Annotated in this window: 10 protein-coding genes; 9 read left to right on the top strand and 1 reads right to left on the bottom strand. The window is 31.3% G+C overall.

Annotated features, from left to right (window positions below; translation table 11 throughout):
- The first annotated feature begins 108 nt into the window (after window positions 1-108).
- The 9 genes from QZ824_RS06980 (at window position 109) to QZ824_RS07020 (ending at window position 14727) form a co-directional block, all read left to right on the top strand.
- Window positions 109-318 carry a helix-turn-helix transcriptional regulator gene (locus QZ824_RS06980; RefSeq protein ID WP_291275304.1) on the top strand — a complete coding sequence of 70 codons (210 nt, stop codon included), beginning with the start codon at window positions 109-111 and terminating at the stop codon, window positions 316-318.
- Window positions 319-678: 360 nt separating this feature from the next.
- Window positions 679-3216 (top strand): hypothetical protein, encoded by a 2538-nt coding sequence (locus tag QZ824_RS06985; RefSeq protein ID WP_291275305.1) that lies wholly within the window; start codon window positions 679-681, stop codon window positions 3214-3216.
- Window positions 3216-4292, top strand: coding sequence for an ATP-binding protein (locus QZ824_RS06990; RefSeq protein WP_291275306.1), 1077 nt, complete (start codon window positions 3216-3218; stop codon window positions 4290-4292). The genes QZ824_RS06985 and QZ824_RS06990 overlap by 1 nt, the downstream gene beginning before the upstream one ends.
- Window positions 4293-4327: 35 nt before the next feature.
- On the top strand, window positions 4328-6481 hold the full coding sequence (locus QZ824_RS06995; protein ID WP_291275307.1) for an AAA family ATPase: 2154 nt from the start codon (window positions 4328-4330) through the stop codon (window positions 6479-6481).
- 11 nt (window positions 6482-6492) lie between these two features.
- Entirely contained in the window at window positions 6493-8373 is a 1881-nt protein-coding gene (locus QZ824_RS07000) for a UvrD-helicase domain-containing protein (RefSeq protein WP_291275308.1), read from the top strand.
- A gap of 106 nt (window positions 8374-8479) precedes the next feature.
- The gene (locus QZ824_RS07005; RefSeq protein ID WP_291275309.1) at window positions 8480-9667 is read left to right on the top strand and encodes a hypothetical protein; all 1188 of its coding nucleotides are present in this window, start codon (window positions 8480-8482) and stop codon (window positions 9665-9667) included.
- A gap of 5 nt (window positions 9668-9672) precedes the next feature.
- Window positions 9673-10239 (top strand): hypothetical protein, encoded by a 567-nt coding sequence (locus QZ824_RS07010; RefSeq protein WP_291275310.1) that lies wholly within the window; start codon window positions 9673-9675, stop codon window positions 10237-10239.
- Window positions 10223-13867 carry an ATP-binding protein gene (locus QZ824_RS07015; RefSeq protein WP_291275311.1) on the top strand — a complete coding sequence of 1215 codons (3645 nt, stop codon included), beginning with the start codon at window positions 10223-10225 and terminating at the stop codon, window positions 13865-13867. The genes QZ824_RS07010 and QZ824_RS07015 overlap by 17 nt, the downstream gene beginning before the upstream one ends.
- On the top strand, window positions 13864-14727 hold the full coding sequence (locus QZ824_RS07020) for a hypothetical protein (RefSeq protein ID WP_291275312.1): 864 nt from the start codon (window positions 13864-13866) through the stop codon (window positions 14725-14727). The genes QZ824_RS07015 and QZ824_RS07020 overlap by 4 nt, the downstream gene beginning before the upstream one ends.
- 136 nt (window positions 14728-14863) lie before the next feature.
- Here QZ824_RS07020 and QZ824_RS07025 read toward each other — a convergent pair.
- On the bottom strand, window positions 14864-15863 hold a 1000-nt coding region (locus tag QZ824_RS07025; protein WP_291275313.1), incomplete at its 5' end, for a type I restriction enzyme HsdR N-terminal domain-containing protein.

Genomic DNA, 15863 nt, shown 5'->3' on the forward strand with positions numbered 1-15863 from the left:
ATTTATTATTGCATTAATGTAAAATAAAAATGCATTTTAAATTTTCATTAATGTGAGTCTACAGATCATAAGTGTATAAATAGATTACATTGACTACTTTTGGGCAGTATGGATGAAAGGATTAATAAAATAAAGGAAGTTTTAGTCCGCAAAGGGATTAGTCAAAAAGATCTGGCTGAAAAATTGGGTAAGAATGAACACACAATTTCAAATTGGTGCATCAATAAATCTCAGCCACATTTAAAAGAGCTACAACGCATCGCAGAAATTCTGGATGTTGATATATGTGAGTTGCTTGTATCCAGAAAAGATAAATGAGTAGATCTTTTTAAAATCCTATCAATATTTGACTGAATTCAATACAGTCAAATATTGATTTGGTATGTTGTTTATTTTTAGATAGAAATTATTACATTGCTCATACAAACTATTCTTTTATATGCCTGATAAGCTTATGCATTTTGGTATAAATAGAGTTGTGATAGTTAATAGAAGAAATTTTTAGCTTGAGTTATGTTTTTAATTTAAGCTTTTGAATAGCTATCTTTTATTTAATTGTCTTTGTAAATATTTTATAAAACTAGCATTGAGTCCCCTGTCAGGACTAGCCTTATAACTTTATGAAAATTCTCCATACTGCTGACTGGCATATTGGACAGCTATTCAATATATTAAGATATGACTAAACAATCTAAAACATATAAACAAAAATTTGAAGAGTCGGAGCATAGGGCGCATTATCAAAATATAGCAACAAAGATTCTTAGAGATATGAATGATTTGCGTTCCAAAGCACAAGATTCGGCAACTGTTCCAAGGCGATGGATATGGGAACTAATACAAAATGCTAAGGATGTTCATTATGATAATGGTGTTAGAATACGAATTGACTTTGAAGATTATTTGCTTCCAAAGGTTATTTTCAGACATACTGGCAAGCCTTTTACGGCTGATAATATTCGTTTTTTAATTGAACAAATTTCAACAAAAGACAGGACAAAAGACGATGAGGGTAAACGGAAGACAACTGGAAGATTTGGGACAGGTTTCTTGACGACTCATCTTTTGTCTGAAGTTGTAATAGTAAATGGAGTTGCAAAAGAGCCAGAGTTACCATATAGGAAATTCGAATTAACATTAGACAGAAGTGGATATGAACTTGAGGATATTACCACGGCTGTTCAAAATGCGAAGGATTCTGTTGTTAATCTGGATGATCTTGAAGCATACGAATCATATAATAAAGATGATTACAATACGTCATTTTCTTATCCATTGCCTGACAAACTTAGTATTCAAATAGCAAAGTCTGGATTTGAAGATTTACAAGATTGTTTACCTTTTGCTTTATTATTTGTAAATGAAATAAAATCTGTAGAAGTTTTTCATCTCAATCAATCTTATTTTTATTACACAAATAAAAATAAGATTGAGAATTCATTTGAATATCACTCTGTATTTATAAAAAAAGGTGATGAAAACGTTACCGAAAAATCGACTTATGTAAAGCTAACGAGAGGTTTTACAAGTATTGTTGTTCCCGTTAAATACAATGGTAATGAAATAGAAATACTTCCTATTCATAAAGATACGCCAAAGCTATTCTGTGATTTTCCACTTATTGGAACAGAAGTTTTTCCTTTTCCGGTTATTATCAACAATCCAAACTTTAATCCAACTGACCCTAGAGATGGCGTATTTCTTAATAGTACTCAACAAAGATCTAATCCATTAGTTGAGGATAATAAAAATATAATACACGAAGCGATTGAATTATATTTTTTTCTTTTGGATCATGCTATAGAAAAGAAATGGAAGAATTTACATTTATTAGCAAATATCACATCTCTCAAACAATCTTACTATTGGATTAATGATACTTGGTTTAACGATTCAGTTTTAAAACCTTTGAAATCGAAAATTTTACGATCAAAAATAGTTAATACAGCAGACGGGAATCTTGCTTCAATTTTAGGGGATGATAATAAAGCATATATCTGGTTTCCATATTCCAATAAAAAAGAAATTCGTGAAAAAATGTGGGAATTGGCAAAAGAATGGTTTCCGCATCAGCTCCCTGCAAAAGATCATGTTGAATTATGGTACCGTCTATCATGGAATGAATGTGGTAAACTAACTCTCGATCAGTTTTCTGCTTTTGTAGAACATAAAAAAAAGATAAGTGACTTAAAAAAAGTTTTGGCAGATCAATCTGCGATCGAATGGCTTAATGATTTCTATTCATTATTAAAGCTAGATGAAAAAGAATTCCATTCCTTAATGGAGAGCAGAGTCTTGATTCCTGACCAGAACGGTGATTTCTGGAAAAAATCACAATTAAGCCTTGACAAAGGAGATATTGAGGATACGTTTAAAGATATCTTAAAAGAATTTGGAAATGATATAAGATCAAAACTCGCAAATAATCAAATATATATTGAGTTTGGTGATAAAATAATTGATCAAAACTATATTATAAAAGACATTACTTCCGAAGTAAATTCAAAAACAATTGACAGGGAAATTGCAAAAGGTTTCCGCAATGCATTGAACCAACTTTTACTATACTTTCGAAAATATCCGGAAAAATCAAAGCAACTATTTCCAACAATATATCAACGTAAACATTTGTTATATGATGATGATGAAATTCTTGAAAATATTGACAAAGCTGAGCAATTGGATGATTTATTAAAAGAGTTTAACGTGAATTCTGCGGACGATTTAAAGGCTTTGCTAAGTGAAAATTCTAAGAATGAAAACAAACTATTACCTATAACTCAAGAGCTTTTAGTTAGCATGGGGATTTCCAATATAGAACAGTGGGAAAAAGCTTTAGCAGATAAGGATTTGAAATCTCTGTTTGCACATAATTCTATTCCTACTACTGATATGTTTGTCCTAGCACAGTCATTAATTGCAAAGGCTAAACAAAGAGTAATCGACTATTTAGAAACTTTAGATGAATATGATTTATCATTAATGGATGATCAGACGGCTTCTACAGTCTTAGCAGGAATCTATAAAAATAATCAATCTATAAGCGTTGTATTTCGTCCCGCTTACAATGGAGAGGTTATTATTTATTATGGTTCAGAACGAGATACTTTAGATTATGAATCCTCAGAGTTATGGGTTGACGACGGTACTGACGTCAAGCAAATTACCTTAGGACATATTTTAAAATCAGCGCAAATAAGAAAATTTCCTATTTAATGAAAGAAATGATATCAGATATTTTTAATGTAATTGGAAAACCAGAAGGAGACCAATTAGAATATAAATCTGTTTTGCCTCCCGCGAGAACTTTAGGACAAATTATTTGTGCATTTGCAAATTCTAGCGGAGGAATAATAATATTAGGAGTGACAGATCGAAATGGACAGATTATTGTGCATGGTCTAAGTGAGGATTTTCGTGCAAATTCAATACTTCACAAGGCTCTGGATTTGCTTTCCCCGAAACCAAGTATTACCTACGATTACTACCTACATCAAGACAAAAGAGTTTATGTTATTCAGATAGAAGCTTCATCTGAGTCGATTTCTATAGAAGGTAAAATTTACCAACGAAAAGGTTCAGTAAATGTTCTTAATAATCCCGAAGAAATTAATAGCACTAATACTTACATTGAAATTAATAATTTATTCATTGAGCTTGACAGTTATCAAAATAATTCTTCCGGTTCAATGTCTAAATTTATAGATCACTATAAAAGTCTATTAAATATTGTTTCAGATCTAGGGCAAATTCTTTACCCAGAACAACCTTCGATTGCTACTACAAATAATGAAGGAAGAATTCTAATGCGAATACTATTTTCATCTTGTGCCGACAACTTTGAAACTTATTTGTCGGATTTATTATATGAAATATATCTAGCTAAGCCTGATACTCTCAAGTCAGACCAACAGGTTTCTATAAAAGAGGTTTTAAATTGTAGCGATATTCAGGAGTTTATTGATTACATCGCTAAGAAAAAACTGAGTAAGCTTCAGAGAGGCAGTGTTAAAGGTTTCATTTCTGATAATAATCAAATAAAGGATCTTAAAGCTATAACCGAGCAGGAACAACATGAAATAGAAAAGATACTACAGATTCGACATTTATATGCTCATAAAAATGGAATTGTCGATGAAAAGTTTCTTCAATATTTTCAGGATGAGTTTTCCATTAATCAGCAGCATCAACTTTCGTTAGATGATTTTTTAAGATATTTAAAGCTCTTGTTAAGTATGGTATCTAAGTTAGATAACTCTGCAATTAATAAGTATCAACTAGCAACTGTATAGAATCATCATAAATGTAAAATATAAAACAAGAATAAATGAAAATCAATTCTATCCATATACAAAATTTTAGAAAGTTACAATCCTGTAAAATAGATTTTTCAGAAAAGGAGACAATTTTTGTAGGGGCAAATAACAGTGGTAAAACGACTGCAATGGATGCCTTGATGATTTTTCTTAAAACTAAAAGTTTCAAAACTCAAGATTTTACCCTTTGTCATTGGAAAAGTTTAAACGAAGTTGGAGAAAACTGGATTAAAGCAGATGAGTTGAAGGAAGAAGATAAGATTGTAAAATTATTTGAACAATATTTACCCATATTAGATTTATGGGTTGAAGTTGAAAATGCGGAACTTCATTATGTGAGTCATATAATTCCTACCTTGGATTGGAAGGGAGGTTTATTAGGAATAAGGTTACGATTTGAACCTAAAGACGTGAATGAATTGATAAAAGAATTCATAACTCTTTATAATAAGTCAAACAAGCTTTCACAAGAAAAGGAAAAAGACTTTAAACTATGGCCAAAAACGTTTTGGGATTTTTGTGAACGTAAACTTAATGCACATTTTACAATCAAAACTTATTTGCTTGATCCTGATAAATACGATGAAAAGCAAGAATTGGCAGACAATAATATTGCATTAGAAGGAGATGTTTTAAAGGGGCTAATAAAAATAGATATTATTAATGCTCAACGAGGATTCAGTGATGCAAATTCAGAAACTCCAGAAAGTAATAATAACAGAAATCTGTCTTCTCAATTAAGAGCTTATTATGACAAGCACCTTAATCCGACATTAGAACCAACCGAAAAGGATATAGATGCACTAGAATCAATAAATAATGCCCAAAATGATTTTGATAAAAATCTAAAAGAAAGCTTTAAGAAATCTCTTTCAGAACTTGAAGGGTTAAACTATCCAGGATTTGGGAATCCTCAAATTCAGTTATCTACTAAAGTTTCAACAGCAGATGGTCTCCAACATGATTCGGCAGTAAAATATTATCTCGACAAAGACTTATCGTTACCCGAAAAGTATAATGGTTTAGGATATCAAAACCTTATATCGATTATCTTTAAATTAATACGGTTTAGGGATGAATGGATGAGGCTTGGCAAAAATGTAATGACAGACGATGAAATTATTGAACCTTTACATCTAGTCTTAATTGAAGAACCTGAGGCGCATTTACATGCACAAGTTCAACAGGTTTTCATTAAGAAGGCTTATGATGTATTGCGAAACAATAAAAATTTAGGTAGTGAAAAAGATTTTACAACACAATTAGTTATCAGTACACATTCCAGCTATATCGCTCATCAAAAATTTGAAAGTTTACGATATTTTAAAAGAAATAATTCTTTAGCTCTTCCTACATCAGAAGTAATTAATCTGAAATCAGTTTTTGGTGCAAAAGAAAAAGAGACTGAGAAGTTTGTAATTCGATACTTAAATACAACACATAACGATTTATTTTTTGCTGATGCTGTTATCTTAGTAGAAGGGCCTGCTGAAAGAATTCTAGTACCACATTTTATAAAAAATGAAAATAGTTTATTAGAAAGTTGTTATGTAACAATTCTAGAAATTGGCGGAAGTCATGCACATAGATTAAAGCCTCTCATTGAAACATTAGGATTGATCTGTTTGGTTATTACTGATATTGATTCTGTTAATCCAAATGATAATGGTAAGAAATGCCAGCCTGAATTAGGAAAGAATTATAAAACAAATAATGATACATTAAAAGGCTGGCATCCGCAAAAAGAACTCTTAGATGAATTGTTGAATTTAAACTCGGATGATAAAATAAAGAAAGGTTTACCGATTAGAGTAGCTTATCAAAAGGCAATCGAATTTGACAATAGTGGCAGCAAAATCATTGTTTATCCATACACATTTGAAGATGCATTGGTAATTGAGAACAAGGATAGCTTTAAAGTTATTGTTGATGCCACAGGTCTTTTGAAAAAAATGGTAGATGCTTCTAAGAAAGATGAGTTGAAAGAACTAGTAAAAGAAACATATACAATCATTAATGATAAACAAGCAAAAAAAGCAGAATTTGCTTTGGATATATTATATTTTGAAGATCCCCAAAAGATCAAAACTCCTGCATATATAAAAGAAGGATTAGATTGGATTGAAGAACAATTAAAAAGTAACAAACAAGGATTAATTAACTAAACATGAATCTAATGACTGAATATACTAATGAAATAGATGCTTCAGTTGATGATGTGATATATGAAAGTCTTAAACCGTCATCTCCCCAAAGCTTTTTCCTTTTTGCAGGTGCAGGTTCTGGGAAAACAAGGACACTTGTAAATGTGCTGGCCCGCTTTAAAAAGGAGTTTGGACAGGAATATAAATTAAGAAATAAAAGAATTGCAATCATTACATATACTAACGCAGCTGCAGATGAAATTACTCATAGATTAGAGTATAGTTCAATATTTAGTATTAGCACAATTCATAGTTTTTGTTGGGAATTAATAAAGAACTTCACTCCCGATATAAAAAGCTGGCTAAAGGATAGCCTAAGTGCAGAAATAGTGGAATTACAAGAACAACAATCTAAGAGTAAAGATTTAACTAACAAAACATCCATTGGTAGAGCAAAAAAAATAGAATCAAAAAATAAAAGGCTTGCATCGCTTGAAACCATTCAAAAGTTCATTTATAATCCTAATGGAGATAATTTAACTAAAGATTCTTTAAATCATACAGAGGTAATTTCGATTACTGCTGATTTTATTAAATCGAAAGATTTATTCAAGCAAATATTAATAAATAGATACCCAGTTATTTTTATAGATGAAAGTCAGGATACTAAAAAAGAGTTAATCGATGCATTATTTGAACTTCAAAGTCAATATGAAGAAAGACTTTCGTTGGGATTATTTGGAGATACAATGCAAAGGATTTATACAGATGGCAAGGAAAATTTAGGCGTAGGATTACCCGACAAATGGGTTAAGCCTGCAAAAAAAATGAATCATCGTTCAAAATCAAGAATAATTGACTTAATAAATAAAATTAGAAAAGACATAGATGGTCAGGAACAATTTTCACGCATTGAAAATAAAGGTGGAGTCGTTAGATTCTTTGCTGTTTCTCGTGCAAAGGATAAATTTGAGACAGAAGAACAGATTCGTCAGAAAATGCAAACAGAAACAAAAGACGATAAGTGGTCTGGAGATAATGCTGAGGTTATGACTTTGACATTGGAGCATCATATGGCTGCAAGAAGAATGGGCTTTTCCAATTTCTTTACACCTCTTTATACTGTTGATAGGCTAAAAACAGGTTTGTTAGACGGTACTTCTTCTTCTATTAATTTATTTTCGAAAACAATTTTGCCTTTATATAGGGCCTATATCAAGGCAAATAAATTCGAGATTGCGAATATTATAAAACAACATTCATATTTAATAGATAAGGAGACATTACAAAATAATGTCAACAAATTAGAAGTTTTACATACTACAAATAATAAGGTTAACGAATTATTGGCTTTATGGAACGAAGATAGTAATCCTAGATTAATTGAGATACTCAAGAAAATACAACAAACTAATTTATTTAAAATTTCGTCTGTATTAAAATTTGTTTTACAAAGAGGAGACATTGATAATACTAATATTGAAGATGATGAAAAAACGGAAGACGATGAAGTTCTTGTAGCTTGGGAAGAAGCATTGAAAGCCAATTTTTCTGAGATTGTAAAGTATAACGAATATATCAACGAAGAGTCAAAATTTGGAACGCATCAAGGTGTTAAAGGACTTGAATTCGATCGGGTAATGGTTATTATTGATGATGAAGAATCAAAAGGTTTTATGTTTAGCTATGATAAGTTATTTGGCTTAAAGCCTCTCAGCGCCAACGATAATAAAAATATAGATGAAGGTAAAGAAACAGGAATAGATAGGACAATACGATTGTTTTATGTTGCATGTAGTAGAGCTAAAGATAGTTTAGCATTGGTTTCTTACACAGACTTACCAGAAGAACTAAAAAAGAATGTCATTAGTAATGGGTGGTTTAGTGAAGATGAAGTGGAAGTGATTGTATAAGAGTATCCTTTTATGGATGATGATTCCACTTCAACATTGAACACACTAAACACTATCAGTGTGCAACTGTTATTTAATTACATAAATAACTTTTCTTATTTCATCTATGTTCACAATAGCCTCCATAAAAGAATTAATTCAAATACTTCAATGGTCGAAAGATTTGTTGATTCAGATGTTTGAGAAAAGAAAAGACATTTTATATAAATATGAATATGCTTTAGAAATTCTCGATGCTGAACGAATTGATTCTTTAATAGAGAAGGGCATAATACGTGTTAATGGAATCTATTTAGAATTGGATGATTCTTTTTTAGATTTTTTTGAACAGGTGCTGGATGTAAACGAAGAAATCAATACCGCGTACATTCATGAAAATATTGAACAAATAAAGGAAACAATACTGTATTATCTTCAGGAAAATAATGAAAGCAGAAAATATGGGTATCTACGTACAATCAAATCTTCAATCCGTAAAACAGGCAGGATCATTCTGCGAAATATTTTTGATCTGAATCGGAACATTGATAATGCTTTCAAGACAGAGCCAAACTATAAGATCAAAATCACCAAGCTTCAACATTACGATCGCAAAAGAGAAAATATTATTACGTTAATTGAGCAAATTGCAAAACTCATCAACGAGGAAGAATTGACCTTTTTCAGAGTTGCGCTGGATGAAGAGCTGAAGACAATTACCATTTTACTCCGCCATCAATTAAATGAATCGAGGCATAATTTAGTAGAATTACAAACTCAGATTATAGAGTATCTGAACCGAATAAAATATCAGACAGAAATTATTGAAAAGATAAGACAGGTCAAGTATTTGAAAGATCAGTTTGAATTAAAAACTAAAACCAACTTTTTGGAGGTACTATCTAAAAATATTTCTTTGTTGTTTGAGCCTAAACCTTCGTATTCGTTAAAACTTTCATTAGAACAACTGAAGCAGGATTCGATATATGATTTACTTTTAAAAGTAAATCAGAAAAATAAAAGTGGAATCAAACCTACCATGCCCGTTGCGGGAGCAATGTCTAATGAGTATCTGAATGTTGAAACTGAAGAAGAAATAATTATTAATCTTGATGAACTGAAACAGAATTTCATAGCATCGGGTACGGATTTGTTTCAGTTTATCCTGTATTGTTCATATCCAAGAGAAGTTTCTTTCGAAGAAAAGGTAACTATCTATTGTCAGATGGTTTCGTTCTACGAAAAAGAGTTCAATGTTACAGAAACATTTAATTCGCATAAAGAAATTGAATATGCCATGGTTTTCCCTAAATAAGCATTATGACAGACCTACCTAAACAAACGGGCGAAATCTTTGAACTGCTGAGTAAAGGCCAGTTCATATGTTCGGATAGTGCACAACTGGATATCCGGAAACTATATTCCGTGTTAGAAGATAATCCACAGCTGGCAGATTATTTTCAGGCCATTAACTTTAAATTGGAAAGTGGCGGAGAGTATTATTATTTTTCCAGGATAGAAAATCGCGTTGATATAGAACGAAAGATTGAAACGGCATTTCGCTGGATTGATATTGTAGATTTTTTCAAAGCGTTTGAAAATACGTTTGGTCCAGGGTATCACTTTACACCATTTGATATTCTTGTAAAGTTGAATGTAGATGCGCTTTTGAAAAACAAGTTGGAGGGGTTGCGTAAATATTCAAAGGAAGATACATTTGATGCAAGCCTACAAAAAATATTGGATATGTTGGTAAAAGACAACTTTATAGAGCTTCAGAATGAAATTACAAAATCATATAAAGTATTGTCGTCTTTTAAGTTTCTTGAAGAATTAATTTTAACTATTAATATTCCTGATGAGATAAAAAATGAGATACCTGAGTAAAATTGTTTTTATAAATAGTGCCGCAATCAAGTATGCTGAAATTAATCTTGATGGCAATATACATTTGATCGGTACACAGGGTGTAGGTAAAAGTACCTTACTAAGAGCCATATTATATTTTTACAATGCAGATAGCCTCAAACTAGGAATACCTTCGGGTAAAAAGAGTTTTGCAGAGCACTATTTTTCATACGCCAATTCGTTCATTATTTATGAAGTTACCCGTGAGACGGGTGTATACACAATTCTTGCTTTTAAATCGCAGGGCCGTGTTAATTTCAGGTTTATAGATACTGCATATTCACGAGAGCATTATATTGATGGAGATGGCAAGGCATTTGATGGCTGGGAAAAAATACGTGCGAAACTGGGTACGATTCTTTCTTCAAAAAAAGTAGATCGTTATGAAGAATACAGAGATATACTGTATGGAAATACTGAATCAAAAAAAGAATTCAAAAAATTTTCTTTGCTGGAGAGTAAGCAGTATCAAAATATACCTCGTACCATTCAGAATGTTTTTCTCAGTTCGAAACTTGAAGCAGAATTTATTAAGCAAACGATTATAAAATCACTCAATGAAGATGATGTGATAATTAATCTGGAGACGTATAGCCATCATTTAAGAGATTTTGAAAATCAACTGAATGATATAAACAAGTTTCGATCTCCGAATATAATCAAACAAGTTGAAGGGGTATCAGCCTTGTATGTGGATGTTAAAAGGCTTGATGCGGATAAAAAACAGTTGGCAGGCCAGCTTGCATGGGCGCGTGAAAGAAATAAACAAACGGAACCTGTTTTACGAAATCAGTTGAAACACCAGGAATCGGAGCAGAAAGTATTTATAGAAAAGCGCGCATTACTTGATTCGGAATTCGGAGAGATAAAACAAAAAATAAAGAATTCAATCTCTCAACTGGAAAAAGATTTGGGCACGATTGAGAAAAAGAAAACGTATTACAAGAATCTTGACATAGGAAAAATTATTGAGCGTGTTTCTAAAAAAGAGACACTAGAGGCTGGCCAATCTGCCCTTATAAAGGAAAAGACTGTATTGACCACACAGTTTTCTGAGATTACAACGAAGTATGAAACGCTGCTAACTGAAGCAAAAAATGCATTTAATACTTTTGAAAACATACAACAATCTAATATTTTAAAAACAAAAGAACAGCTTCAGCAAAATAAAACAGCGATTTTGCTTTCGTACGAAAAGCTCGTTTCAGAAATTAGGGCTGCCAAAGAAGTAGAGCTGAATGAAGCCAAAGAATATGTAGAACAGCAAAAGGATCAGTTAAAAACGTGGCAATTAAAAGACGCAGAGAACAAACATAAACGTTTTTTTGAAAAGGAAATAGAATCGTTGAAGAAATCGAAAAATGATTATGAAACATTAATCCTTCGTTTTCAAAATGAAAAAAATCTTTTAAACGAACAGATAAAATCCTTTCAGCAGCAATGGGAGCTTGAAGAGGCCCGTCAACAGGTAAATACAGAGAACAAAAAAGAAAGGCTGGATGCAAAAATCCAACTATTAACTCAAGACATAACATCCATTCAACTCAATATTGATAACAGTAAAGGTTCGCTGTATGGTTGGCTGAATGAACATGTAAACGGTTGGGAAGATACAATTGGTAAAGTAATCGATGAGAAAATACTTTTCATGGAGGGATTGGAACCGAAACTTGGTCAACGTAATGATACGTTATTTGGTGTAACGATTCGATTGGGTGAGATTGATAAAAAAGTAAAAACGCTTTCGGATTACATACAGGAAAAGGAAGCGAAAGAAAATGAGCGAACTGAAGTTATTCAGCATATAAGTCAATTGCAAGAGAATTCACTTTTAGAATTAAGTAAAATAAGGAAAAAGTTTCAGCCTAAAATTAAAGAAGTTAAAGAGCGGTTACTTGAAATTGATTATGAAATAGATAGTAAAACCAAACTTGCGAAGGAGGCTGAAGTAGGCATATCTGATTGGATTGTAAAAGCACAGGCAGAAAAGGAGCGGATAACTGTTTCGATATTGGAAGAGATTAAGCGTGCTGAAGAAAGTCTTGCTATAGCAAAAAAGGGAGAAGAAAAGATACGGTTATCTATATCAAGTAATATTGCAGACGCAAATAAAGAACGTGATACAAAGATTCAAGAACAAGAACGTATTCAGTCAACTCTACAATCTAAGATTGAAAAGGATTTAAAAGACAAGAAAAAGGAATTCGATACTACGGTTGAAGAAATACATGTACAGCAAACAAGTGAGCTTGCGGGTAAAGGAGCGGATACGACTAAATTAGATCAGATTAATGCGGCACTTGAAAAAATTAAACGAGAGCTTGAGTACATTGATACGGAAGGCAGAAAACATGTAAACGGCTATGATAAAGATAAAGAAGAGCTGCTGGATTTTGAAGATGCATATAGACGTAAAAGAGAAAATGAACAATTATTATTTATCAAAGAAGAAAAAAAATATGCCGTTCAAAAAAATGAGATTTCTTCTACGATTGAATCATTTAATTCTATAATAAAACAGCAATCTTCAGAGATTGAGTCTATTGAAAAGGATTCTGTTGCTTTTGAAGAATTCATACGGACGGATTGTTATTTGAATATCGGACAGTTTCTTTCTAATCTTCAGGAAGAATTTAACAATTCCAATACATTAGTTATTCTCATTGATCAGTGTAAACTCGTATACTATAGTAGAATAGACAAACTCAATATCCTTAAGGAGAAAATAAATGGATTTTTAGGCAATTTTTCGCATCAGAATTTATTTAGCTTTAATGTTGATATTAAGATGGAGCATGAGTTTCTTCAGTTTGCAACAGATTTGAATGATTTTATTTCGCAAGATAGAATCTCTGAATTTGAACGACGTGTAAATGAAAAATATGCAGGGATCATTAAGCTTGTGGGAAATGAAACAACAGACTTAACATCAAGGGAAGGAGAGATTAACAAGATTGTTAAAGACATCAATGCTGATTTTGAAAAGAAAAACTTTGTAGGCATTATTCAAAAAATTGAGTTAAAAATGGATGAAAGTTTAAATCCTATCGTTCATATTTTAAAGCAAATTAAGAAGTTTAATGATGAAAATGTCTTTAGCCTAGGTGCTGCAAATTTGTTTTCATCGGTAGATATGGAGTCGAAAAATAAAAAAGCGATTGATTTATTGAAACAACTTGTTAAGGAAATAATACGATCCAAACAAGAATCAATTTCTTTATCTGATTCGTTTGAACTGAGATTTCGCGTGATTGAAAATCAAAATGATACCGGTTGGGTAGAAAAGCTTGCAAATGTTGGTTCAGAAGGTACTGATATCCTAGTTAAAGCTATGATCAATATTATGCTCTTAAATGTCTTCAAAGAAGGTGCATCCAAACGATTTAAAGACTTTAGATTACATTGTATGATGGATGAGATAGGAAAGTTACACCCTGCAAATGTGAGAGGTATCTTAAAGTTTGCTAATGATAGAAACATTGTTCTTATAAATGGATCGCCTACGGAAAATGACGCAATGGCATTCCGCCATATTTACAAACTTGAAAAAGATGCGCAAAGTATTACTAAAGTAAAACGAATTGTTACACAGTATACAACTATATGAGTATTTCATTATCCATAGCAAAAAGACTTGTACAGTTATTGAATGGTGAAAAGATTGCATCCAGTCAGCTTAAGAATGTTTTCATTGAAGAATTGATGAAGGAGCAAATAATATCATCATTTATTCAAGGGCGGTCTAAGTCATCTCTATATGTTTCTGATCCTAGTAGTCTCATATCATACTTAAAAAATCATTACGGCATAAATGATCTGAACTTATATATTGCAACCTTAGAGCGTGAAGATTTAATACGTGCTGACTCTGTGCAAATATCTTCTGATTCAAAAATTAAATCTATACGTACGTTTAAAGGTTTTTTAGTTTCAAGTTTCGAGCCGATTGAAGCTTATTTAAATGGCTATTTAATTACAATAAATCCACCGGAAGGTAGCTTTTCATTTATATATGATTTTGAATCTTTTGTGCTAAATGAGAATATAGTTGTTGTTGGAATTGAAAACCCAGAAAATTTTAGATTCATCAGCAAACAATCATATTTATTTCCTAATCAGAAAATATTGTTTGTATGTAGGTATCCACATAGTCATGACTTGATAAAATGGTTAATGAAAATTCCTAACCAATATATTCATTATGGAGATTTTGATTTTGCTGGCTTACGCATATACTTGTATGAATATAAAGTAAAGCTTGGCGAAAAAGCATCTTTTTTTATTCCTGATAAGATTGAATATTATATTGAAAAATATGGAAGCCTGAATATATACAATACACAAATTCATCTACGACCCAATAGAGAAATGGTTATAGATGAAAATGTAGATATGTTATTGAAGGTAATTGATGTATGTAAAAAAGGTTTGGAACAGGAAATTTTTATAAATAATCTACAAAAATAGAAACATTCATAAAAGCTGTAATATTTAATAACTACTAACTTATATCCAACAGTTAGGTTGAAGACATCAAAATTAAAACTTAGAAAATTTTCTTCAAATATATTTCGTTCTCTTTGTTTAGCATTGGTATGAATTTTTAGACAGCAACTTTCTTCAATGTAGAAGATGTTTTCATGAAATCAATATCTTCAAAATCACGTTGAGCTTTTTCTTGCACATCTACATCTTTTGTATCAAGTATGTTTGCCATATACTTTAACTTTCTTTTCATACCTTCAATTATAGAGGACCATTTCATGACCCAAACTTCAATATTTCCTGATTCATTTTTAAAATAAAAATATGGATTTTCCTGTCCTTTTTGTCTTCCTTCTATATCAAACTTAGCACGTTTATTTATATCAGAGCTAATTAAAAGTATCTTGTAATTCAAGCGATCAGGGAAAATGCCCATTTCTTCAATTTCTTGTGCATACTTCATTACTTGATCCAATTCTTTAGGGCTTATTTTAACTTTGGGAGCTTTTAATTCTATTATTAAAACTTCACGTTTATTTAAATCCAGGATTTTTTCACTGTAAAGAAATAAGTCAGTTATTGATTTTACTGTTTTTTCTTTAACCTCAGATTCATTGTCATCGGTTTTTGATGCCTTATATTTTAATGTTTTTTCCCGTAGCTCAAGTAAATTTTTTTCTAGATTTTTATCAGATAATAGGCGCGTAGAATCATTATATTCTTCTCCAAATACCCAAAGCATTTTTTCCAAGAATTTATGTAATTCTTTTCGCTCTTTTACATTTTTGGCAACTTCTGAATAAACGAGCTTTTCCAGGAAATCCAAATCTTCCAGTTTAGCTGCAACTTTATCTGAAAACTCGATTATGTTTTCTAATTCTGTTTTATCTAACAACTCAGAAAACTTACTCATCATTTTATTGTTCAGCTTCAAGATACTACGTAGAATTTTATCAAGTTCTCCGTTAGAAATTGTTCTGTCAATTAATGGATATACAATTTCTCTTAATCTATTCTGGTCATTTAAAATATTGTATTTGTCTTCTACTAAATAAGCTAGCTTATCAAATAGAATTACTTTAGATTGAGAGCTTGACTTTTCTTTGTAAGGATAAAAT

The sequence above is a fragment of the Flavobacterium sp. genome (assembly GCF_021151785.1).
GTDB lineage: Bacteria > Bacteroidota > Bacteroidia > Flavobacteriales > Flavobacteriaceae > Flavobacterium.

Bases quoted from the DNA above. Each gene is read 5' to 3' on its own strand.
- QZ824_RS06980 (WP_291275304.1), top strand. From the start codon at position 109: ATGGATGAAAGGATTAATAAAATAAAGGAAGTTTTAGTCCGCAAAGGG.
- QZ824_RS06985 (WP_291275305.1), top strand. From the start codon at position 679: ATGACTAAACAATCTAAAACATATAAACAAAAATTTGAAGAGTCGGAG.
- QZ824_RS06990 (WP_291275306.1), top strand. From the start codon at position 3,216: ATGAAAGAAATGATATCAGATATTTTTAATGTAATTGGAAAACCAGAA.
- QZ824_RS06995 (WP_291275307.1), top strand. From the start codon at position 4,328: ATGAAAATCAATTCTATCCATATACAAAATTTTAGAAAGTTACAATCC.
- QZ824_RS07000 (WP_291275308.1), top strand. From the start codon at position 6,493: ATGACTGAATATACTAATGAAATAGATGCTTCAGTTGATGATGTGATA.
- QZ824_RS07005 (WP_291275309.1), top strand. From the start codon at position 8,480: ATGTTCACAATAGCCTCCATAAAAGAATTAATTCAAATACTTCAATGG.
- QZ824_RS07010 (WP_291275310.1), top strand. From the start codon at position 9,673: ATGACAGACCTACCTAAACAAACGGGCGAAATCTTTGAACTGCTGAGT.
- QZ824_RS07015 (WP_291275311.1), top strand. From the start codon at position 10,223: ATGAGATACCTGAGTAAAATTGTTTTTATAAATAGTGCCGCAATCAAG.
- QZ824_RS07020 (WP_291275312.1), top strand. From the start codon at position 13,864: ATGAGTATTTCATTATCCATAGCAAAAAGACTTGTACAGTTATTGAAT.